Genomic DNA, 14,486 nt, shown 5'->3' on the forward strand with positions numbered 1-14,486 from the left:
AAAAGAGCCAAACAACACCGCTCTTTCAACTCCTTCTGGGCTTCGATGAGCTGAAGCAACTCGCTGTCGAAAACTGCGTAACTCATTGTTTACCAAGGAGTTTTCCGTTTCGACTGCGCCGGAAGTGGGGCGAATTATAGACTTCCAGAATCTGCCGTCAACACCTAATTATGCTTTTCTTTCAGAAGGTGTCTTTTTAGCTATTAAACGCGGAATTCGACGAGCGACAGGCGGTAACCGCAACACCAATAGCAGTGCGCCTATAGAGGCATAGACAGCCCACTCCTTCAGATCGGCACGCACGATCCACAACATATGCAGCAAGCCAAGACCGAGAACACCATAAGCCAGTCGATGCAGCTTCTTCCAGCCAGCCCCCAGCCGACGTTGACTGTAGCGGTTGGAGGTTATCGCCAACGCCAGCAAACAAAGGAACCCCAGCACACCGACAATAATGTACGGCCGCTTGCGCAACTCGACACCCAGCTGCGACCAATCAAAGCCAAGAATGAACGCTATATAGCCACTCAGATGGAGAACTACATAAGCGAAGCACCACAAACCCAGCTGCCGTCGGACAGCAATCCACCCCGCCCAACCGGTGAGCTTCAGCAACGGCGTGAAGCTCAATGTAATAAGCAGCAGTACAAGCGTCCCCAACCCCAACCGATCAACCAGCACCTTGCCGGGATCCGGCCCCAGCACATCCGCCCAAGCCTGATAGAGCCAGAGCAGCGGCCATACCGCAGCAGCGATGAAGACACTCACTCGCCAGAACGGATATCGCATCAGTAGTTCTTCCGCAGATCGAGCCCTGTATATAGAGAAGCAACTTCGTCCGAGTAGCCGTTGAACATCTGCGTGTCACGCACATTGGGCTTGAACAGACCGCTTGGCAGCCGCCGCTCCCGAGCCTGCGTCCAGCGCGGATGATCGACTGTCGGATTTACGTTGGCATAGAAGCCGTACTCGTCCGCAGCAATGCTTTGCCAGGTGGTTTTCGGTTGCTCGCTGACCAGACTGATCCGCACGATGGATTTGACGCTCTTGAAGCCGTACTTCCACGGCACCACCAGGCGCAGAGGCGCGCCGTTCTGGTTAGGCAACTCACGCCCGTACATGCCCACTGCAAGAATCGCCAACGGATTCATCGCCTCGTCCAGACGCAGCCCTTCTACATAGGGCCAGTCGATCAGGGCAAAACCAGAGCGCTGCCCTGGCATGGTCTTAGGGTCCTGCAGCGTTTCGAAGCGAATGAATTTTGCCTTGGAGGTTGGCTCAACAACATTGAGCAACGCAGAGATGGGAAATCCGATCCATGGAATGACCATCGACCAGGCCTCTACACAGCGAAGACGATAGATGCGCTCCTCCAGCTGATAAGGCTTCATGAAGTCCTCCAGCGCATATCGCCCCGGCTTACCCACCTCCCCGTCCACCACCACGCTCCACGGTTCGGTTTTCAGAGAACCGGCGTTGGCGGCCGGATCACCCTTGTCGGTACCGAACTCATAGAAGTTGTTGTAGTGGGTCGCATCCTTGAACGGCGTGATCGCCTCATCCTTGACGGTGACCGCCCCCCACTTGGTAGAAGGGAGTTTTTCGGCAAACCAGGATGGCGCGTTGCCCGCCTCGACATCCGCGTATCGCGCGGCATCGTCAGCACTAGCCCAACGCGGCAAGCTGCTCACAGCCAAGCCGGCAACGGCGGCACCCAAGACATTACGACGAGATAGATAGAGGGATTCAGGCGTGACATCCGACTCATGGCAGTCGGATGACTTGGGGACTTTGATCAGCATGGCAACTCCGCAGCATTGGAGGACAGATGCACCAATAGACTGCGGAGTATGAGGGAAATTACACGCTTTTGTGCCGACGAAGACGTAACAGGTATTGAACCGGGCCAGACGCTGCATAGGCGAGGAAAACCAGCAGCAGGATGCGCGGCGGATCACTGAACACGACGGCAAACACCAGCACCACGGCAAGGATCGCCACGAAAGGTACACGTCCTTTCAGGTCCAGCTCCTTGAAGCTGTTGTACTTGATGTTGCTGACCATCAGCATGCCGGCGGCCGCAACCATCAGCGCTACCAGGAAAGACATCTTGGAACCCTGAATGCCGTAATCGCTGAACGCCCAGACAATACCCGCAACCACACCCGCCGCAGCCGGACTGGCCAGGCCGATGAAGTAGCGCTTGTCGGCGGTGCCCACCTGCGTGTTGAAGCGTGCCAGGCGCAACGCAGCGCCAGCGACATAAATAAAGGCGACCATCCAGCCGACCTTGCCCATATCGCCCAAGGCCCAACCAAATGCCAACAGTGCCGGCGCGACACCGAAGGCGACCATATCGGACAGCGAGTCGTACTCGGCACCGAAAGCACTCTGGGTGTTGGTCATACGGGCTACGCGACCGTCGAGACCGTCGAGCACCATGGCGACAAAAATGGCGATCGCGGCAAACGCAAAATACTTGCTCGCGCCAATCGCATCACCTGCACTCAAGGCACTCTGGGCACTCATTGAATTGATGATGGAATAGAACCCTGCGAACAGGTTCGCAGTGGTGAACAGATTCGGCAGAAGATAGATACCACGATGCCGGACTTTACGGCCTTCAGCGTCATGCCCTTCTTCGACGTGTTCATCGATGGGCAGCAGGCTTTCGGCGTCAGAAGCCTGGTTTGGCTCTTCGGGACGTTCGCTCATGGACATTACCTTGCAACGGGGTGGAAAGTTTCGACAGGTGTCTGGGACGACGGTTCGGCCACAAACGATGCAGCTTTATACCAGAACCGGCCTCCTAAACGAAAAAACGCGGCCTAGGCCGCGTTTTCCGTACAAGTGTGCGACTTAGTTTTTGGCTTTGTCGACGATCTTGTTGGCACCGATCCACGGCATCATGGAGCGCAGTTGCTCGCCGATGATTTCGATACCGTGAGCGGCGTTGTTACGACGCTTGGCGGTCATCGAAGGATAGCCGGTTGCGCCTTCGCTGATGAACATCTTGGCGTATTCGCCGTCCTGAATACGTTTCAGGGCGTTGCGCATGGCCTGACGGGATTCGGCGTTGATCACTTCCGGACCAGTCACGTACTCGCCGTATTCAGCGTTGTTGGAGATCGAGTAGTTCATGTTGGCGATACCGCCTTCGTACATGAGGTCAACGATCAGTTTCAGTTCGTGCAGGCATTCGAAGTAGGCCATTTCTGGCGCGTAGCCAGCTTCAACCAGGGTTTCAAAACCGGCTTTGACCAGTTCAACGGTACCACCGCACAGAACGGCTTGTTCGCCGAACAGGTCGGTTTCGGTCTCGTCCTTGAAAGTGGTTTCGATGATACCGGTACGACCGCCACCAACGCCGGCAGCGTAGGACAGTGCAACGTTTTTGGCGTTGCCGGAAGCATCCTGATAGATAGCGATCAGGTCAGGGATACCGCCGCCTTTGACGAACTCGGAACGCACGGTGTGGCCCGGTGCTTTCGGCGCGATCATGATCACGTCGAGGTCAGCGCGCGGAACAACCTGGTTGTAGTGGATCGCGAAGCCGTGGGAGAAGGCCAGGGTGGCGCCTTTCTTGATGTTCGGCTCGATTTCGTTTTTGTACAGGGAGGACTGGAACTCGTCCGGGGTCAGGATCATGACCAGGTCGGCAGCCGCAACAGCGGAAGCAACGTCGGTCACTTTCAGGCCGTGAGCTTCGGCTTTGGCAACGGTCGCCGAACCTTTACGCAGGCCAACAGTGACGTCAACGCCGGAGTCTTTCAGGTTGCACGCTTGAGCGTGGCCTTGGGAACCGTAACCGATGATGGCAACTTTCTTGCCCTGGATGATCGACAGGTCGCAGTCTTTATCGTAGAAAACTTTCATGAATTTCCCCTATATATCCAGGCCGTTCAGGCCATTCGCTAATTTGGTTTAGATGCTGAGTACTTTGTCGCCGCGAGCAATACCGGTTACGCCGCTGCGGACGGTTTCCAGGATCGACGCGGTGCCGATGGACTGAATGAAGCTGTCGAGCTTGTCGCTGGTACCGGTCAATTGAACGGTATACACGCTAGCGCTGACATCGACGATCTGCCCACGGTAAATATCGGTGGTGCGCTTGATCTCGGCGCGCTGGGCGCCGGTGGCCTTGACCTTGACCAGCATCAGTTCGCGCTCGATGTGAGCACTTTCCGACAGGTCGACCAGTTTGACCACTTCGATCAGCTTGTTCAGGTTCTTGGTGATCTGCTCGATGATCTCATCGTGACCAACGGTGGTCAGCGTCAGACGCGACAAGGTCGGGTCTTCGGTTGGCGCCACGGTCAGGCTTTCGATGTTGTAGTTGCGCTGCGAGAACAGGCCGACTACACGCGACAGAGCACCGGGTTCGTTTTCCAGAAGCAAGGAAATAATGTGCCGCATGATTAAGTACGCTCCGTCTTGCTCAGCCACATATCGCGCATGGAGCCGTCTTTGATCTGCATCGGATAGACGTGCTCGCTGGTGTCGACAGCAATATCGATGACCACCAGGCGATCCTTCATGGCGAATGCTTCTTCCATCTGCGACTTCAGATCTTTCGAGTCGGTGATGCGCACGCCGACATGGCCATAGGCCTCTGCCAGCTTGACGAAGTCAGGCAACGATTCCATGTAGGAGTGCGAGTGACGGCTACCGTAGCTCATGTCCTGCCACTGACGAACCATACCCAGAACGCCGTTGTTCAGGATGACGATTTTGACCGGCAAGCCATATTGCAGACAGGTGGACAGCTCCTGAATGTTCATCTGGATACTGCCCTCGCCCGTTACGCAGGCGACGTCGGCATCCGGAAAGCTCAACTTGATACCCATGGCCGCCGGGAAACCGAAGCCCATGGTGCCCAGGCCACCGGAGTTGATCCAGCGGTTCGGCTTGTTGAACTTGTAGTACTGCGCCGCGAACATTTGGTGCTGACCCACGTCGGAGGCAACAAAGGCATCGCCCTTGGTCACTTCGCACAGGGTTTCGATCACGGTCTGCGGCTTGATGACACTGCCGTCGCCCTTGTCGTAAGGGAACAGGCCGCGATCACCGCGCCACTCATCAACTTGCTTCCACCAGCTGGCAACGGACTCCTTGTTCGGGGTCTCGCCGATTTCCTTGAGGATCGCGACCATTTCGGTCAGGACGCTTTCCACCGGACCAACGATCGGCACGTCGGCCTTGATGGTCTTGGAGATCGAAGCCGGGTCGATGTCGATGTGAATGATCTTGGCATTCGGGCAGAACTTCGACGCGCCGTTGATGACACGATCGTCGAAGCGTGCGCCGACTGCGAGGATCACGTCAGCATGGTGCATCGCCAGGTTGGCGGTGTAGCTGCCGTGCATGCCGAGCATGCCGATGAACTGACGGTCGGTGCCAGGGTAGGCACCCAGACCCATCAGGGTATTGGTCACTGGCAGGTTGAGCATCTTCGCCAACTCGGTCAGCGGCGCGGAGCCACCACCAAGAATCACACCGCCGCCTGCGTACATCACAGGGCGCTTGGCCGCCAGGAGCATTTCGGCTGCCTTGCGGATTTGTCCGGAGTGACCGCGAACGGCCGGGCTGTAGGAACGCAGCTTGGCTTTTTTCGGGAAGATGTATTCGAACTTCTCGGCCGGGTTGGTCATGTCTTTCGGGATATCGACAACGACCGGACCAGGACGACCGGATTGCGCCAGGTAGAACGCTTTCTTCATGACTTCCGGGATTTCCGACGCGTGCTTGATCATGAAGCTGTGCTTCACGATCGGCCGGGAGATACCGATCATGTCGGTTTCCTGGAACGCATCGGTGCCAACCATGTTGCTAGGCACCTGGCCGGAAATGACCACCATCGGAATGGAGTCCATGTAGGCCGTGGCAATACCGGTAATGGCGTTGGTTGCGCCCGGGCCGGAGGTCACCAGCACCACACCGGCTTTACCGGTGGCACGGGCGTAGCCGTCAGCCATATGGGTCGCAGCCTGCTCGTGACGAACCAGGATGTGGGTCACTTCCGGTTCTTTGAACAGGGCATCGTAAACATGAAGAAGAGCACCACCCGGGTACCCGTAGATGTACTTGACGCCTTCGTCACGCAAAAAGCGGACGAGCATCTCACCGCCAGATAAAAGCTCCACGTTGTTCACCTCTAAAACGCCAGAATACCGCCCACATACAAGAGGACGGGTCTTAATAGGTTTACTTCTCGGCAGAGCATGAGCGACGGTGGTCGCCGACTACGTCAGCACTGACTGAGCAAGTATTGGGATCGTCCCAAGTGTTGCGGGGCTTTCCCACCCAGCGCGAGGTAACGCGTTGCGGGTGTAACAGGTCGGCGCGGATGTGCGCCTCATGATCTGCCGAGTGGGTCTGCTTCTGGCAGTCCCTCTACAGCGGACTTTGGATTCTTCTGTTTCGTCCCCTGCAAGTCAAGTCGTCAATGTGCTTTATTGAAGTAAGCACATGAGAAAGCAAGAAAAAACCGCTAAACAGCAACTGTGTTAGCTTCAATTGCGCAACCCAATACAAGGAAATGGCATGCGAACGTTTTTCCTGACCGCCAGCTTGCTGATCGCCATCAGCCCTTTGTGCATGGCCGCTCAGATTTACACGTGGGTCGATGAACAAGGCGTTACCCACTTCGATGCGCAACCGCCCCAGGGCCGGCAAGCCACGACCGTTGTCACGCCCTCCTCTGCGAACAAGCCGGCTACGCTGCCCCGCAGTAACGCCATTGGCGATCAACAGGCCATCGATAAGACCGTTAAAAAACAGGTCGCCGAGCAGCAAGCGCAGCTAAAGGTATTCTGCGAGCAGGCGCGGACGAACCTGGCTCAACTGCAGAACAATCCGCGGATACGGGAGGATGTCGAGGGTGAGATGCGCCGCCTGACCGACGAGCAACGTCAGGATCGAACTGCTGAAGCACAAAGACAGATCGCTGAAAACTGCCAGTAGATACCTGTAGGAGCAGAGCTTGCTCGCGAAGGCGGCGTAACATTCAACATATCTTTTGAATGTTACGCCGCCTTCGCGAGCAAGCTCTGCTCCTACAAGAAATCGGGGTCAGCGGGAGGCGGTGATCAGTTGGTCGAACTCTTTGAGCAGAACCTGCAACTGCCGATCCTTGCCCTGGACATTGCGGCCGGCGAAGACCATTTCCGCCATCTCCTGAATGCCCGAGGCATTGGGCAGCGGCAAATCCTGCTCGAGGATCGCTTTCATGCGCGGCAGGAAGATCCATTGCAGCCACTGCTCGAAATCCAGCGTATCGACCGAGAACGGCTCGACACTGGACAGCGCTTCAACCGATGGCGAGACCTCGTCCCACCACCCCTGAACCCGCAACTCGCGCTCGATCAACAGCAGCTGCTCGGCAATTTTCGGAAAGCGTGCGTCCATCACAGCGAAACCTTGGCCTTCTGACGGGCCAGTGCAGCGCCAGCGGAATCACCCTGCTTATCACGTGCCTGACCGATCAATTCCCACAGACTGGCCTGAAGTGCCGGACGCCCATTGGCGAGGGTCAGACCACGACGAGCGAACTGCTCGGCTTGTGCCGCATCACCTTGGGCCATGCGAACCTGCGCCAGACGATAAAGCACTTGCGGCTCACGCGGTGCAACACGCTGGGCGCGCTCCAGACTGGAAGAAGCACCGTTGAGGTCACCGCCAGCCTGTTGCTGCTGAGCAGTGGTCAGCAGCGCCAATACCGGACCGTCCAGTTGTTCATCGGCTGACAGGCCACCGACGCTCGACGAAGGAATCCCGCTCGGTGTCGATGGCATGCTGTAGCTGCCCTGATTGATCGGGGCCGACTGGACTGGCGAAGTGTCGATCGGACCCGAAGTGATCGGGCCTGGCGTAATCGGCGAAGTGCTGATCGGTGCCGATGCAACTGCACCGCCACCCGGCACCATCACCACGACGCCGGTGTCACCTTGCGGGATCGCCTGGGTCTGGGATTGCACAGGACGTTTAACCGTTGTTTGACGAAAACCGCCATTGGCCGAAACACGTTCACTGTTGGAAACGGCGCTGCCGGAATCCACAACCGGAATCGAACCACGCTGTACGCTGGAGCAACCGCTGAGCAAAGCCACGGCGGCAACCGCTGGAATCAACCATTTGTTCACTTGAAACCCTCTTTGCTTAATTCATCCAGCCCTTGACCCAATCCATCACCGTTTCACCGTTAATAGGGCTTTCGCCACCACAAGCAGCGCCGGGAGGCGGTTCGCTGCCGCGAATATACGGCATCTGCACGGCGCCTGGGCAGTTGGCATCAGAGCCTTGTCCGGTACGTGAATCGACCCAAGCCTGAACCACATTATCCGGCTGCGGCATGTCCAGCGGCAACGGATCGGCCTTGCGCATGAAACTGGTCCAGACCTGCAACGCGCCAGTGGCACCGGTAAACGGTGTCTTGCCGTTGTCATCGCGCCCCAGCCACACCACCGCCAGCAAGTCCTGACTGAAACCGGCGAACCAGCTGTCTCGCGAATCGTTACTCGTACCGGTCTTGCCCGCCAGCGTCAGGGTTTTCGGTAACACGTTGTAAACCGAACTGCCGGTGCCTTCGCGCATGACCCGCTGCATGGCACTCTGGATCAGGTAAATGGACGCCGGATCGAAACGCTGCTGAATCTGGAACGGATACCGCTTGAGCGGCTCGCCTTCCGCCGTCAGCACGCTACGAATCCCGCGCATCGGCGTATTGAAGCCACCGTTTGCGAGGGTCTGGTACATGGTCGCCACTTCGATCGGGGTCATGCCGCCGGCACCCAGCAGCATCGACGGGAATGCCGGAAACTCGCGACTCACCCCCAGGCGCGCCAGCGTCTTCAAGACATTCGGCACGCCCACCGCCAACCCGAGACGCGCGGTCGACAGGTTGTAGGAGTGCGCCAGGCCCTGATAAAGGAAAACAGTGCCATGGGAGCGGCGATCATAGTTTTGCGGTTTCCAGACCTGCCCGTCCGCGCCTTTTACCGAGAAGGATTCGTCTGACAGCCAACTGGTCAACGTGTACTGGCTAGGTTTCTCAAGGGCTGTCAGATAAACCGCCGGCTTGATCAACGAACCGATCGGTCGCACAGCATCCAGCGCCCGGTTGAACCCGGCGAAGCTTGCCTGGCGACTGCCGATCATGGCCTGGACTTCACCGGTTTCCGGGTTGGTCACGACCATCGCTGCTTCAACGTCATCGGAGCCTTTGCGACCGGACAAGCGCTTGAACGTATCGTTGACCGACGCTTCAGCTTTCATCTGCAAAATAGGATCGAAACTGGTGAAGATCCGCAGGCCTTCTTCGGTCAAGTCTTCGTCGCGATAGTCTTCGCGCAGTTGACGTTTAACCAGGTCGAGAAACCCAGGGAACGAACTGTCGGCCAGTTTGCCGCGCGTCGTCACGCCCAAAGGCATTTTCTTCGCCGCAGCGACCTGCTCGGCGGTGGCGACGCCTTGCTGCTCAAGCACATCGAGCACCAGGTTGCGCCGCTCGAGCGCCCGCTCTGGATTGCGACGCGGGTTGTAATAGGACGGTCCCTTGACCATGCCCACCAGCATCGCGACTTGATGCAGTTTCAGCTCGGACAACGGCTGCCCGAAGAAGAACTGGCTGGCGAGGCCGAAACCGTGCACCGCGCGCTGGCCATCCTGACCGACGAACACTTCATTGAGGTAGGCCTCAAGAATCTCCCGCTTGTCGTAATGCAGTTCAAGCAGCATCGCCATCATGGCTTCGGTGAGTTTGCGGCTCAGGCTGCGTTCGCTGGTCAGGTAGAAGTTCTTGACCAACTGTTGCGTCAGGGTACTACCGCCCTGGGTCATCTTGCCGCCAGAGGTGTTGACCCAGATGGCGCGGACAATCGACTTCGGCGACACGCCCCAGTGGCTATAGAAGTCCCGGTCTTCTACAGCGACCAGGGTCTCCAGCAGATACGGCGGCACCTGATCGATGTTGATCAGAATGCGGTCTTCGAGATTCTTCGGATAAATCCCGCCGATCAGCAGCGGTTCCAGCCGCACCACAGAAAGCTTCGAACCGTTGGTCGCCGAAAGTTCAGCCACGTAGTCGCCGGAGAAGCGCACGCGCACGGGCTGGGCGTTCTCCATGCCTTCATAGAACTGGAAACCACGGGTATTCAAGTCAACGGTGTTGCCGTTGACCGATGCTGCGCCGGGGCCGTTGCTCACGCTTTCGCGGCGATAGCCCAGGGCGTCGAGTTCGGTGAGGAAGTCTTCCTTGCTCAGCTTCTGGCCGGTGAACAGCTCGAGCGGGCGCGCATACACCTTGGCCGGGATAGTCCAGCGCTTGCCGGAGAACTTCTCCTGGACAATAGCGTCGAGGTAAACCGCGAACCCGGCGAGCACCACAAGGCCGACCAGACTGAGTTTAAGGGCCCAGCCCAGCCAAGGGCGCAGGCCCCTGGAAGGTGGTTTTTTGGGGGTACGGGGGGATCGAGTACGAGTCATGGCGCCGGATTATACGCACTTTATTCATACTCAACAGGAGCCCGCCGAGGTTTGCGTCGGGCGGACTTGCGGCCATAATGGCGGCCGTGAATTTTCCCAGACTCTGAAGGAACGCCTGTGAGCCAGTCCCTGATCGCCGCCCTGCAAAACCCGGCCCTCTACCCGCACCCGGTAGACGGGTTTCAGCTCATCGAAACCCACATCTCCTGGGTCATTCTCACAGGCGCTTTCGCTTATAAAGTGAAGAAGCCAGTCAACTTCGGCTTCCTCGACTTCACCAGCCTCGATGCCCGCGAGCATTTCTGTGGTGAAGAACTGCGCCTGAACCAGCGCCTGACCAATGATTTGTATCTCGAAGTGTTGCCAATTACCGGCAGCGCCGAAGCGCCACAACTGGGCGGCGACGGCCCGGTCATCGAATACGCGCTGAAAATGCGTCAGTTCCCACAGAGCCAACTGCTCAGCACGCTGCAAGCCAACGGCGAATTGACCACCGCGCACATCGACGAGATGGCCGCACAGATTGCGCAATTCCACCTCACCGCACCAAAGGTGCCTGCGGAACACGAAGCCGGCACGCCGGACAGCGTCATGGCGCCAGTGCGGCAAAACTTCGAGCAGATCCGCCCGTTCCTGAGTGACAAGGCGGACCTGCTGCAACTCGATGCCTTGCAAGCCTGGGCCGAAAGCAGCTTCGAACGCCTCAAGCCACTGTTTGCCCAGCGCAAGGCCGAGGGGTTCATCCGCGAGTGTCACGGTGACATCCACCTGGGCAACGCCACCGTGATCGATGGCAAGGTCGTGATCTTTGACTGCATCGAATTCAACGAGCCGTTCCGCTTCACCGACGTCTATGCCGACACCGGTTTCCTGGCGATGGACCTTGAAGACCGTGGCCTGAAGAGCCTGGCCCGTCGCTTTATCAGCCAGTACCTGGAGTTGACCGGCGATTATCAGGGCCTGGAACTGCTGAACTTCTATAAAGCCTACCGTGCGCTGGTTCGCGCCAAGGTCAGCCTGTTCAGCATGCCGGCCGAGGCCGACCCGGTGCAGCGCGCCACGACCCTGCGCCAGTACCGCAACTATGCAAACCTGGCGGAAAGCTACAGCACCATTCCTTCGCGCTTCATGGCCATCACCCACGGCGTTTCCGCTGTTGGCAAAAGCCACGTGGCCATGCGCCTGGTGGAAGCGCTGGGCGCAATTCGCCTGCGCTCCGACGTCGAACGCAAACGCCTGTTCGGCGAACAAACTGTCGCCAACGATCCGCAAGCCGGCATTTATAGCGCCGACGCCAGCGCCGCAACCTACACTCGCCTGCATGAAATCGCCGCGGTCATCCTGCGCGCCGGTTTCCCGGTGGTGGTCGATGCCACTTACCTCAAGCGCGACCAGCGTGACGGCGCGGCGAAAATTGCCGAAGCCACCGGCGCGCCGTTCCTGATCCTTGATTGCAACGCGCCACAAGCGGTGATCGAAAGCTGGCTGGCCCTGCGCCAGGCAGACAAAAAGGATCCATCCGACGCCAATCTGGCCGTTATCGAAGTGCAGCAAGCCAATCGTGAAGCCCTGACGCCAGAAGAGATTCTGTGCAGCAAACGCGTGCAGACCAATGAAAGCGGGACCCTCGACACCGTCGTTGCGCAAATTCGCCAACGCCTGCCGGGCCTGTAAGAAAGTATTTCAGCCGTGGAGCCTTCGCTGGCTTCACGGCTGTCAAATAGTGGCACTATACTGGCGTCATAAAACCAACAGGTGATGTGACATGAGCCAGCCGAAACTTCTCGACACCCCGCTTTATGCCTTACTGCACAAAGACGACATCACAGGTTTCAACAACGAACGTCCAAAAGACGGACCTATCGACATGGTCGGTGGTGACTTCCGAGGCCTGGACCTGCGTGAACTGAATGCCGACGGCATCGACTTTACCGATGCTTACTTCCGCTCTGCCGACTTGCGCGGCATCGATTTCAGCAACTCAAACCTGGAAGGCGCAAGCCTGGCCCACGCGCAGATCTCCGGCGCCTACTTTCCACGAGAGCTGAGTGCCGACGAAATTCTGATGTCGATGAATTTCGGTACACGCCTGCGTTATCGAACCCGTTAAAAACGACCGATAACTGACATGTCCAGTGCTCAGCCTTGGCGCCCCCCGCCTTGCGCTGGACTGTGGGTGTTTTCAGCTAGAGAACTTGACGCCCTTCCGCCTTTTCCTACCTTGCTCGCGTATTTTTACGCTGCACATCGGAGTCGCTTCTTAGAAGCATTTGCTCCGAAACCGACCAAACAATCACGCTTTTCCTACTGATGGCTACACTCCTCAGAAGCTTGCCCACGCACCGTTCGGCCGTCGCAAGGAGGCTTGATGAATGATGAACTGCAGCACCTGAAGAATCTTGGCAAGACATCGGCGCAGTGGCTGCATGCCGTGGGCATCCACAGCGCCTCGGACTTGCGTCGCCTGGGGGCTGTGGATGCCTATCGGGCTGTGCGCACGCGCGGGTTCCGGGCATCCAAGGTGTTGTTATATGCGATCGAAGGCGCGCTGATGGATGTGCATTGGAACGACATCCCCGCCGAGCGCAAGGAAGCCCTGAATAAACAGTTGGAAGCGATCTCGTCACGCCACAAGAATTGAACGGGAGCGAAGGAGAGTTTCTCAGCCTCACTCAAAGCAATCCGAAGATCACCTACAGCCTGATCGAGAGCGTGGACCGACGCATTGACCTGCTGAACAAGCACACCACGCAGCTGAGTTCATCAGGAATGTAGTCTGAAGCCCAATGATTACGGGGCCTCTCGCCAAGAAACTGACAATTTTCGAGGAAATGAAAAATCAGCGGTTGACTTGGTAATGAGAATCGCTATGATTATCACAACTGGTCGCGAGACTGGTCGATATTTGAAAAGCCCTTGGTTCGGACTCTCAGATATCTCCTCATCAGGCTAATCACGGTTATTTGACCCGGCTCTTGCCGGGTCTTTTTTTGCCTGTGAAAAAGTCCCCGGCAAAACCGATCCCCTGTAGGAGCCGGCTTGCTGGCGATGGCGGTGTATCAGTCAACGCATTTAGTGACTGAACCATCGCCATCGCCAGCAAGCCGGCTCCTACAGGGGGATCTGTTGCCGTTGTTTAGGGTTTTGATTCTGGCTGGCCCTTGCGCATCTCTGCACAGTAATCCGGCGCTGGCGTGGCAGGCGTGTACCAGACGTAATCGGCCATCGCCGCTGTGACTTCGCCGCCCTGCTGCGCCAGCATTAAAACCACGGGCGCTTCGGGCGCTCCCAGATCAAGTGCATGGATCGGCACGCCGACATCCTTTCGCGCGTGGTAAGCGCCGGCGAACAGCAATGCAGGAGTGGGTGCAGCCAACAGCCGCTCGGCCATGCGCCGGTCACGTTGCTGCTGGACGGCGAGCATCGCCGGCATTTGCGATTCGGGCAGCAGGCCGCAATGGGAACCGCTGATCTGTGCCAGCAACTCATCCTTGACCGACGTGGCATTGGAGCGAGCGCCGCTTAATGTCGGCGGCCGGGCGTAAAAAGCACGCACCTCGACTGTGTCCAGATTGGCAGCCAGCAGCGGATACGGTTGGGCCAGGGCGAAACGAACGATCGGCCCATACAGATTCCAGTCCCAGCCAGGTTGCCAGGCTAATGCACCTGGCAAATCCGAGGGCAGCGTCGAGGCGTGGCGAATGTCGTCGACGCGCAGCTGTTGATCCGGCGTGAGCATTTCCAACAGCAGACTGCCTTGCGGGCGCTGTTCTCCCAGCGCCTGCAATAACCAGCGTTGCAGTTCATGGTGATCGCGATTGTCATGCTGTTCCCCCACGATCAATCGCGACGGCTTGGCCAGACGCGCCAGCAGCTCCTGCGCCGTCAGCGTCTGACCACTGCGCAAGTCGCGAATCTCGCCGGTGACCGGCGGCGTCGAAACATGCTGACAAGCACTCAGCATCAGCACCGCCAGAATCACCATCACACGCATACCCACACCC

14 protein-coding genes and 1 pseudogene are annotated in these 14,486 nt (G+C 58.0%); 5 read left to right on the top strand and 10 right to left on the bottom strand.

The window, feature by feature from the left end:
• Nucleotides 1-168: 168 nt before the first annotated feature.
• The 6 genes from msrQ to IB245_RS15110 all read right to left on the bottom strand — a co-directional run bounded on the left by msrQ (nt 169) and on the right by IB245_RS15110 (nt 6,143).
• Nucleotides 169-789, bottom strand: a complete 621-nt coding sequence (msrQ, locus tag IB245_RS15085) for a protein-methionine-sulfoxide reductase heme-binding subunit MsrQ (protein WP_192227970.1) — start codon at nt 787-789, stop codon at nt 169-171.
• Nucleotides 789-1,802 (bottom strand): protein-methionine-sulfoxide reductase catalytic subunit MsrP, encoded by a 1,014-nt coding sequence (gene msrP, locus IB245_RS15090; protein WP_192227971.1) that lies wholly within the window; start codon nt 1,800-1,802, stop codon nt 789-791. Before msrP ends, msrQ begins: the two co-directional genes overlap by 1 nt.
• A 58-nt stretch (nt 1,803-1,860) precedes the next feature.
• The gene (gene pssA, locus IB245_RS15095) at nt 1,861-2,715 is read right to left on the bottom strand and encodes a CDP-diacylglycerol--serine O-phosphatidyltransferase (RefSeq protein ID WP_008033154.1); all 855 of its coding nucleotides are present in this window, start codon (nt 2,713-2,715) and stop codon (nt 1,861-1,863) included.
• Nucleotides 2,716-2,859: 144 nt separating this feature from the next.
• On the bottom strand, nt 2,860-3,876 hold the full coding sequence (gene ilvC / locus IB245_RS15100; protein WP_003228216.1) for a ketol-acid reductoisomerase: 1,017 nt from the start codon (nt 3,874-3,876) through the stop codon (nt 2,860-2,862).
• A 48-nt stretch (nt 3,877-3,924) separates the two neighbouring features.
• The gene (gene ilvN / locus IB245_RS15105) at nt 3,925-4,416 is read right to left on the bottom strand and encodes an acetolactate synthase small subunit (RefSeq protein WP_003205610.1); all 492 of its coding nucleotides are present in this window, start codon (nt 4,414-4,416) and stop codon (nt 3,925-3,927) included.
• A gap of 2 nt (nt 4,417-4,418) precedes the next feature.
• Nucleotides 4,419-6,143 carry an acetolactate synthase 3 large subunit gene (locus IB245_RS15110; RefSeq protein WP_192227972.1) on the bottom strand — a complete coding sequence of 575 codons (1,725 nt, stop codon included), beginning with the start codon at nt 6,141-6,143 and terminating at the stop codon, nt 4,419-4,421.
• Nucleotides 6,144-6,543: 400 nt separating this feature from the next.
• On the opposite strand from IB245_RS15110, the gene IB245_RS15115 reads away from it, so the two are divergent.
• A complete protein-coding gene (locus IB245_RS15115; RefSeq protein WP_192227973.1) occupies nt 6,544-6,963 on the top strand; it encodes a DUF4124 domain-containing protein in 420 nt (139 codons plus the stop codon).
• Nucleotides 6,964-7,071: 108 nt separating this feature from the next.
• Here the strand turns inward: IB245_RS15115 and IB245_RS15120 are convergent, their stop codons facing one another.
• Genes IB245_RS15120 through mrcB form a run of 3 tightly spaced genes read right to left on the bottom strand, consistent with a single transcriptional unit; the run spans nt 7,072 to nt 10,482 of the window.
• Complete coding sequence (locus IB245_RS15120; protein ID WP_192227974.1) at nt 7,072-7,407, bottom strand: YqcC family protein; 336 nt, start codon at nt 7,405-7,407, stop codon at nt 7,072-7,074.
• Nucleotides 7,407-8,141 (bottom strand): hypothetical protein, encoded by a 735-nt coding sequence (locus IB245_RS15125; protein ID WP_192227975.1) that lies wholly within the window; start codon nt 8,139-8,141, stop codon nt 7,407-7,409. The genes IB245_RS15120 and IB245_RS15125 overlap by 1 nt, the downstream gene beginning before the upstream one ends.
• A gap of 16 nt (nt 8,142-8,157) precedes the next feature.
• On the bottom strand, nt 8,158-10,482 hold the full coding sequence (gene mrcB, locus IB245_RS15130; protein WP_192227976.1) for a penicillin-binding protein 1B: 2,325 nt from the start codon (nt 10,480-10,482) through the stop codon (nt 8,158-8,160).
• 117 nt (nt 10,483-10,599) lie between these two features.
• On the opposite strand from mrcB, the gene IB245_RS15135 reads away from it, so the two are divergent.
• The 4 genes and pseudogenes from IB245_RS15135 to IB245_RS29085 all read left to right on the top strand — a co-directional run.
• Nucleotides 10,600-12,156 (top strand): AAA family ATPase, encoded by a 1,557-nt coding sequence (locus IB245_RS15135; protein WP_192227977.1) that lies wholly within the window; start codon nt 10,600-10,602, stop codon nt 12,154-12,156.
• Between the two features lie 91 nt (nt 12,157-12,247).
• Nucleotides 12,248-12,592: a pentapeptide repeat-containing protein gene (locus IB245_RS15140; RefSeq protein ID WP_008033166.1), complete on the top strand. Its 345-nt coding sequence runs from the start codon at nt 12,248-12,250 to the stop codon at nt 12,590-12,592.
• A gap of 258 nt (nt 12,593-12,850) precedes the next feature.
• On the top strand, nt 12,851-13,123 hold the full coding sequence (locus IB245_RS15145) for a TfoX/Sxy family protein (protein WP_007971093.1): 273 nt from the start codon (nt 12,851-12,853) through the stop codon (nt 13,121-13,123).
• A gap of 14 nt (nt 13,124-13,137) precedes the next feature.
• Nucleotides 13,138-13,257: pseudogene (locus IB245_RS29085) on the top strand (cAMP-binding protein); the annotation flags it as partial.
• A 361-nt stretch (nt 13,258-13,618) separates the two neighbouring features.
• On the opposite strand, the gene IB245_RS15150 reads toward IB245_RS29085, so the two are convergent.
• Nucleotides 13,619-14,476 (bottom strand): ChaN family lipoprotein, encoded by an 858-nt coding sequence (locus IB245_RS15150; protein ID WP_192227978.1) that lies wholly within the window; start codon nt 14,474-14,476, stop codon nt 13,619-13,621.
• Nucleotides 14,477-14,486: the final 10 nt, after the last annotated feature.

It is taken from the genome of Pseudomonas sp. PDM02, assembly GCF_014852285.1.
GTDB lineage: Bacteria > Pseudomonadota > Gammaproteobacteria > Pseudomonadales > Pseudomonadaceae > Aquipseudomonas > Aquipseudomonas migulae.